The sequence below is a fragment of the Mycobacterium sp. genome (assembly GCF_019243155.1).
In the GTDB taxonomy this organism is placed as follows: domain Bacteria; phylum Actinomycetota; class Actinomycetes; order Mycobacteriales; family Mycobacteriaceae; genus Mycobacterium.
In genome coordinates, this window is record NZ_JAFAUS010000307.1 from 25,592 (window position 1) to 32,834 (window position 7,243).

The window sequence follows — 7,243 nt, forward strand, 5'->3', positions numbered from 1 at the left end:
CGGTCGTCAGAGCGGGCGCAACACGATCGGCATGCCGTCCATCGGGATCGGCATGCCTCCGTAGTCGTAGCGCGGCTGGTAGTCGGGCCGGGTCAGCTCCAGGCGGTAGCGACGCAGTAGCCGGTGCACGACGGTCTTGACCTCCAGTTGACCGAACACCATGCCGATGCACTTGTGGGCGCCGCCGCCGAACGGGGCGAACGCGTACCGGTGATTCTTGTGCTCCGAGCGTGGTTCAGAGAAGCGCTCCGGGTCGAATTTGTCTGGCTCCGTCCACAATTCGCTAAGCCGGTGGTTCATGCCGGGCCAGATGGTGATGTTGGTGCCGGCCGGGATGTAGTGGCCCAGCAGTTCGGTGTCGCGAACCGCCTGGCGCATGTTGAACGGCAACGGCGTCACCATTCGCAGCGACTCGTTCATGATCAGTTCGAGCGTCTCCAGCTTCTCCAGCGCCTCGATGTCCAGCGGTCCGTCGCCGAGCCGGGCCGACTCCTCGCGGGCCCGCTCCTGCCACTCGGGATGCGCGGCCATGTTGTAGACCATCGTGGTGGTCGTCGACGTCGACGTGTCATGCGCGGCCATCATCAAGAAGATCATGTGGTTGACGATGTCGGAATCGGTGAAGCTGTTGCCGTCCTCGTCCTCGGTGTGGCACAGCACCGTCAGCATGTCGTTGCCGGTCGCGTTGCGGCGTTCCTTGACCCGCTCGATAAAGTAGTCCTCGAGCAGCTTGCGGGCACGCAGTCCGCGCCACCATTTGAACGGCGGGATCGCCTGCCGGATGATCGCACCACCCGCGCGGGTCGTCGTCGTGAACGCGGAGTTGACCTTGGTGACCAGTTCGTGGTCGGACCCCGGCTCGTGTCCCATGAACACCAGCGACGCGATGTCGAGCGTGAGTTCCTTCATTGCTGGGTGGAACAGGAACCGGGCGTCGTTGGTCGGCCAGTTGGCGACGATGTCGCTGGCCACGCGGTCGATGTGCTCTACGTAGCCGCTCAACCGGCTGCGGGTGAAGGCCTCCTGCATGATGCGCCGGTGATACATGTGCTCGTCGAAGTCCAGCATCATCAGACCGCGGTTGAAGAACGGCCCGATCACCGGGTGCCAGCCCTTCTGCGAGAAGTCCTTGTTCCGGTTGGAGAACACGGCCTGGGTGGCGTCGGGTCCGAGCACGGTGACCGCCGGCATGATCGGCGAGTCCAGGTAAATCAGCGGGCCGTGGTTTCGGTAGAGGTGCAGCGCGTAATCCGGGCCGCCGCGGAACACTTCGATGATGTGGCCGAGGATCGGCAGGCCGGCGTCGCCGAACACGGGTTTGAGGTCGCTGCCGGCGGGCGGCTCCGCGAGGATCTTCGCCTCCCACTCGTGCGCGAGGAGACGCTTCTCGATCGCGCCCATCCCGGGGATGGTCTGCAGCGTCGGGGTGAACCGGCGCCGCGCCTGGTCCAGCAGGTACTGCGGGGTGCTGATGGTCGCGGCCATAGACGCTCCTTTGCGTGCGCTGACGAAGGTGACGGCGGTCACTCATCACTAACCTTCGCTGAAAAACTTGACGCCTGTCAAGTTTGCTTTTTCTCACGCGTGGTGCAAGGTCAGGGAATGAGCAGCCACGCCGCCAGTCCGGAGCCGGGGATGCGACGGCGCGGCGACAAGCAACGCCAGGCGATCCTGCAGGCGGTGCGTGAACTGCTGCAGGAAAAGCCGTTTGCCGAGCTGTCGGTCAGCACCATCAGCCTGCGGGCAGGGGTGGCGCGATCGGGTTTCTACTTCTACTTCGACTCCAAATACGCGGTGCTTGCCCAACTCATGGCCGAGGCCGCCGAAGAACTCGAAGAACTGACGCAGGATTTCGCCCCGCGTCAGCCGGGCGAGTCGCCGGAGGAGTTCGCCAAACGAATGGTCGGCAGCGCGGCCGCCGTCTACGCGCACAACGACCCGGTGATGACCGCGTGCAACGAGGCCCGCAATACCGACGTCGAGATCCGGAATCTTCTCGATGCGCAGTTCGAGGTGGTGCTGGGCCAGATAGTCGCCATCGTCGAGGTCGAGATGAATGCCGGGAGCGCCAGTCCGATCAGCGACGACCTGCCCACCCTGATCCGCACCCTGGCGGGCACCACCGCGCTGATGCTGACCGGCGACCCCATCCTGACCGGCACTGACAGCGACCGGGATCGCCGCGTGCGCGTGTTGGAGAAGTTGTGGCTGCACGCGCTCTGGAGCGGCGACGGCCGGTAACTCAGGCGATAGACCTCGCGCTCGCGAGGCGTTCCAGGAGATCGGCGGCGTTCGTGACGCTGTCCGCGGGTTTGCTCATCCGGCCGGCGAACTCACGGGCTCGCCTCGCGTATTGCGGGGTCAGGATGGTGCGCAGGTCGTCGACCAGCGATTGCTGCGTGGCGGCCGACAAGCGCCGCATCGTCCCCAGCTCCAATCGTTTGACCTGAGCTCCATGAATCGGCTGGTCGGGCAAAGTCCACAGGATCAGGGTGGGGACGCCGGCGCGCAGGCCGGCGGCCGTGGTGCCGGCGCCACCGTGGTGCACGACGGCGCGGCACGCGGGGAAGGCCGCCGCGAAATTCACCGTGCGCACGACCTTGACGTGGTCGGGATGCGGGACGTTGTCGAAGTCGCCCCAGCTCGAGCAGATCAACGCCCGCTCACCCAACTGCGCGCAGGCCGCGGCGATCATGGCGACCGTCTCGGCGGCGGAGTCGACGGCGGAGCACTGCGGCATGCTGCCGAAACCGAAGTAGATCGGCGGTGTTCCCGCGGCGATCCACGACGCGACCTCGTCATCGGTGTCCGTCGGCAACTCCATCGTGAGCGAGCCGACGAACGGCCGTTGAGCCTTCCATCGCACCCATTCGGCCGCCAGCCCGGGAAAGCACACCTCGTCGTAGGCCTGGATTTCCAGCGATCCGCGTTCGGCGCTTCGCCGCGGCGATGGGCCGGATGCCTTCGGCAGGCCCAGTTCACGGCGCTGCCGGCGATCCAGCCGCATCATCAGCAGCCCGACCAGCGACCAGACCATGGTCATCGCGGAGCGCAGTAACGGCGCCGGCACGCCCGGCAGCAGGTGACCGTTTGCTCGGGCGGGCAGCCAATGCAGTGTGGCCAACGGAATGTCGTAGTACTCCGCGATGTTGGCGTTGGGCTGTTCGAACGGCAGGCCGGTGAACATCAGGTCGGCCCCGTCCGCGAGCGAGGTCAGCGTCGCGCTCAGTTCCCGGCGGCACCGGGTGATGAGAGCCCAGGCCGCAAGGAAGCGCGTGAGCAGGGTGCGGACCCGCCAGGGGCTGCGAAACAAACATGCCCAGAAGTTGCGCAAGGCTTCCATGGTGGTGTGCATGTCCGCCCCGTAAGCGACCGCCGTCAGCCCGACAGACTCGACGAAGGCAACCAGGTCGGGTGGGACGGCGACGTGTACCTCGTGCCCTCTGCGCAGCAACTCGCGGCCGACGGCGGCGCAGGGCTCGACATCACCACGGCTTCCCCAGCTCGTCAGCACAAACTTCATCTGCCGATCCTCGCTTCTAAATCCCCCACACGCGCGCCGAGCGAATCGAGACAGGAGCCTGCCACACCCAGGGCTCAGATGTTCGGCAATGTAAGCATGCACTGTTTGCTCGGGAGGCGCTTCCCAAACATCAGCGAAACCTCCCTTCTTGTTAGCGGGTCGCGGGGGAGCCCGGGCGCCGCGCACACACTCCTCTTTGCCTGCTAAACGCCGTTCTCGTTACCGCCGGTATCGTCACGGCCATGGCGCGCAGGGGATCCGAGGGGTATTACGCGGGAAAGCGGTGCTTTGTTACCGGTGCGGCAAGCGGCATCGGCCGCGCCACCGCGTTGCGGTTAGCCGCACAGGGCGCCGAACTGTATTTGACCGACCGCGATGCCGACGGTCTGGAAGCCACCGTGACCGACGTCCGCGCACTAGGCGCCGAAGTGCCCGAGCATCGTGCCCTGGACATCGCCGACTACAACGCCGTGGCGGCGTTCGCCGCCGACATCCATAGCCGCCATCCGAGCATGGACGTCGTGCTGAACATCGCCGGTGTGTCGGCCTGGGGCACCGTCGACCGGCTCACGCACGACCAGTGGACCAAGATGATCGCCATCAACCTGATGGGCCCGATCCACGTCATCGAGTCGTTCGTTCCCTCGATGGTGGCCGCCCGCCGGGGCGGGCACGTGGTCAACGTGTCGTCTGCGGCCGGGCTCGTCGCGCTGCCCTGGCATGCCGCATACAGCGCCAGCAAGTATGGGCTGCGCGGCATGTCGGAGGTGCTGCGCTTCGACCTGGCCCGCTACCGCATCGGGGTGTCGGTCGTGGTGCCCGGCGCGGTGAACACCCCGCTGGTCAACACCGTCGAGATCGCCGGCGTGGACCGAGGCGATCCCAAGGTCGACCGATGGGTGAAACGCTTTGCCGGGCATGCCGTTTCGCCCGAGAAGGCCGCCGAGAAGATCTTGGCCGGAGTCGCCAAGAACCGGTACCTGATCTACACGTCGCCAGACATCTGGGCGCTGTACGCCTTCAAGCGCCTCGCGTGGTGGCCGTACAGCGTCGCGATGCGTCAGGTGAACGGGATATTCACGCGGGCATTGCGTCCCAGCCCGGCGCCGCTAGTCTCCCATGGCCAGTTCGAGACGCACCCCGAGCAACCGGACCGGCCGGTCGAGCTCGAATAGGTCCAGGACGCGCAGGGCGGCAGCGACGATGACGTCGCGGTCGGTGCCGGGCTCGTCCAGCTTGCGAATCTTGGTGCGGGTGTAGAACGTTGCCGTTCGTACCGTGACTGCCACCCGGGTGACGATCCGTCCCGCCGCGGTCACCTCCGCCAACGACCTGTCGGCCAAATCCGTTACCGCCGCGTTCATTTCGGCCCGGTCGGTGAGATCGCGCGGGAAGGTGACGACGTGGCTGCGAGAGCGCGGAACCCACGGCTCGGCGCTGACAGTGCTGTCGCCGCCGCCCTTGGCCAGTAGCAGCAGCCACAGCCCGGTGCGCGGCCCGAAGGCCGCCGTCAACGACTCCGCGTCGCTGTCGGCGAGCTCGCGCACCGAGGTAATACCCAGAGTGGCAAGCTTTTTCGTGGTCTTCGGGCCGACACCCCACAGCGCGTCGACCGGACGGTCGGCCATCAGTGTCATCCAGTTCGCGTCGGTCAGCACACAGACGCCTCCCGGCTTGGCGAATCCGGTGGCGACCTTGGCGCGTTGCTTGTTGTCACTGATGCCGACCGAACAGGACAGCCCGGTCTCCGACGAGACGACGGCGCGTATCTGTTCGGCCACCGCGACGGGGTCCGGCGCCGTCACCGCCACATAGGCTTCGTCCCAACCCCACACCTCGACAGGGTGGCCCAGGTCGCGCAGCAACCCCATCACCTGTTCGGAGGCCGCGTCATATGCGGGGGCATCCGACGGCAGAAACGTCGCACCGGGGCAGCGGCGCGCGGCGGCCCGCAACGGCATGCCGGCGCGCACACCGAATTCGCGGGCCTCGTAGGAGGCACAGGTCACCACCTTGCGCGGTTCGGTCGGATCCCCGTTGCCGCCGACGATGACCGGCAGCCCGGCCAGTTCCGGGTGCCTGCGCAGCTCCACCGATGCCAGGAACTGGTCGAGGTCGACGTGTAAGACCCAGCTCGTGGTGGTCACCGCCCACAGAGCTTGCGCGCCAAGCTTTCCCACGCGTCGCCCAGTGTCTGCAGAGTGTGACCGCCCTCGGTGAGATGGTGCTCGATGTAGTCCACGTCGAGCAGCGCCAGCAACGCGTCGGTCTGGGCGTCGAGATCCCCGGTGGTGTGCGCCCCCTGCAGCAGCACCCGCACGTGCGTGCGCAGCACCATGGCCGGCGCGTTGTACCGGTTCTGCGGATCGTGGTTGGCCTCCGACAGCAAAACGCGGTGGGTGTGGACGAAGCAGATCCGCTCGCGGCCGAACGCGACCAGCCTTTCGGTCGGCGGCGCATCGGGTCCCAGCGGCGGTGGCCCGAAGAGAAACGCCTCCTGGCTGGCCCGCTCGTCCTCGTCGAGCAGGACCATCATCAGGCCGGCGCGGTTGCCGAACCGGCGGAACAGCGTGCCTTTTCCGACTCCGGCGGCCGCGGCAATGTCATCTGTGGTCACGGCGTCGGCGCCATGCTCGGCGACCAGGCGGCGGGCCGCGTCCAGCAAGAGCGCCCGGTTGCGCGCCGCGTCGCCCCGCTCCTGGTAAACCGCCTGGGGAGCGCACATAGGCAACCCGCCCAACCTCTCGTCACCGCTCACCCCTGCACTTTAGCGCCGCCGGAATAAAGCGGACTATAGTCCGGTTGAGGCGTGCAAGGATGGGGACAATGACCGAAGGGAACTCGATAGTGGGAATCAAAATCTTGGCACTGGTGGGCAGTTTGCGCTCGGCGTCGATCAACCGCCAGATCGCCGAACTGGCGACGACGGTCACCGGGGACGACGTGACCGTCACGATCTTCGAGGGACTCGCCGACCTGCCGTTCTACAACGAAGAAATCGACGACGTGATGAACGCCGAAGCCCCGGCGCTGGCTCCGGTGGCGGCGCTGCGCGGCGCCGCGGGCGAGGCCGATGCGGCCCTGGTGGTCACGCCGGAATACAACGGCAGCTACCCGGCCGTCATCAAGAACGCTGTCGACTGGCTATCCCGCCCGTTCGGCGACGGCGCCCTGAAGGGCAAGCCGCTGGCGGTGATCGGGGGATCCTTCGGCCAGTATGGCGGGGTCTGGGCGCACGACGACACCCGCAAGTCGTTCGGGATCGCCGGGGCCCGTGTCGTCGAGGACCTCAAGCTGTCGGTGCCGTTCAAGACCCTGGAGGGCAAGGCTCCCGCGGAGCACGCGGAGCTGACCGAGAACGTGCGCGACATCGTCGGCAAGCTCGCCGCCGAAGTGGGCTGATTTGGCGCTAGCCCACCAAGCCGCTCGTCGCCGACCAGCCAGTTCGCCACAACTGAATAGCCAGAGCCGCCAGCCGCCGCTGGCGGCTTTGCTAGCTGCGCATGCGTCCGCCGGCGGCGACGATGTTGTCGGTGGCCGCTGCTATATCTATTCGCAGAGGCGTGATCGGCGGCGTTTGTGATCTGCGACACGCCGGGCGCGTTTCCACGACAGGGCTTACGACCAGGGAATTTCAGAAATGTTATTCAGAACATCTTGTATGTGGACATCTTGTCAGCCACTAGGTGTAGTGTTTCGAGCACCGGCAGACCCCAGGAT

Annotated in this window: 7 protein-coding genes; 3 read left to right on the forward strand and 4 right to left on the reverse strand. The window is 66.5% G+C overall.

Annotated features, from left to right (window positions below; genetic code table 11):
- Positions 1-6 precede the first annotated feature (6 nt).
- Positions 7-1,485, reverse strand: a complete 1,479-nt coding sequence (locus JOZ00_RS15625; RefSeq protein WP_293345066.1) for a cytochrome P450 — start codon at positions 1,483-1,485, stop codon at positions 7-9.
- Between the two features lie 117 nt (positions 1,486-1,602).
- Between JOZ00_RS15625 and JOZ00_RS15630 the strand changes: the two genes are divergently transcribed.
- Positions 1,603-2,241 (forward strand): TetR/AcrR family transcriptional regulator, encoded by a 639-nt coding sequence (locus tag JOZ00_RS15630; RefSeq protein WP_293345068.1) that lies wholly within the window; start codon positions 1,603-1,605, stop codon positions 2,239-2,241.
- A 1-nt stretch (position 2,242) separates the two neighbouring features.
- Here the strand turns inward: JOZ00_RS15630 and JOZ00_RS15635 are convergent, their stop codons facing one another.
- A complete protein-coding gene (locus tag JOZ00_RS15635) occupies positions 2,243-3,523 on the reverse strand; it encodes a glycosyltransferase (protein WP_293345070.1) in 1,281 nt (426 codons plus the stop codon).
- Between the two features lie 242 nt (positions 3,524-3,765).
- On the opposite strand from JOZ00_RS15635, the gene JOZ00_RS15640 reads away from it, so the two are divergent.
- On the forward strand, positions 3,766-4,698 hold the full coding sequence (locus tag JOZ00_RS15640) for an SDR family oxidoreductase (RefSeq protein ID WP_293345072.1): 933 nt from the start codon (positions 3,766-3,768) through the stop codon (positions 4,696-4,698).
- Here the strand turns inward: JOZ00_RS15640 and JOZ00_RS15645 are convergent.
- The gene (locus JOZ00_RS15645; protein WP_293345074.1) at positions 4,633-5,670 is read right to left on the reverse strand and encodes a DNA polymerase IV; all 1,038 of its coding nucleotides are present in this window, start codon (positions 5,668-5,670) and stop codon (positions 4,633-4,635) included. The genes JOZ00_RS15640 and JOZ00_RS15645 overlap by 66 nt on opposite strands.
- A complete protein-coding gene (locus JOZ00_RS15650; protein WP_293345076.1) occupies positions 5,667-6,281 on the reverse strand; it encodes a TetR/AcrR family transcriptional regulator in 615 nt (204 codons plus the stop codon). Before JOZ00_RS15650 ends, JOZ00_RS15645 begins: the two co-directional genes overlap by 4 nt.
- Positions 6,282-6,349: 68 nt before the next feature.
- On the opposite strand from JOZ00_RS15650, the gene JOZ00_RS15655 reads away from it, so the two are divergent.
- A complete protein-coding gene (locus tag JOZ00_RS15655) occupies positions 6,350-6,925 on the forward strand; it encodes an NAD(P)H-dependent oxidoreductase (protein ID WP_293345078.1) in 576 nt (191 codons plus the stop codon).
- The last annotated feature ends 318 nt before the right edge of the window (positions 6,926-7,243 follow it).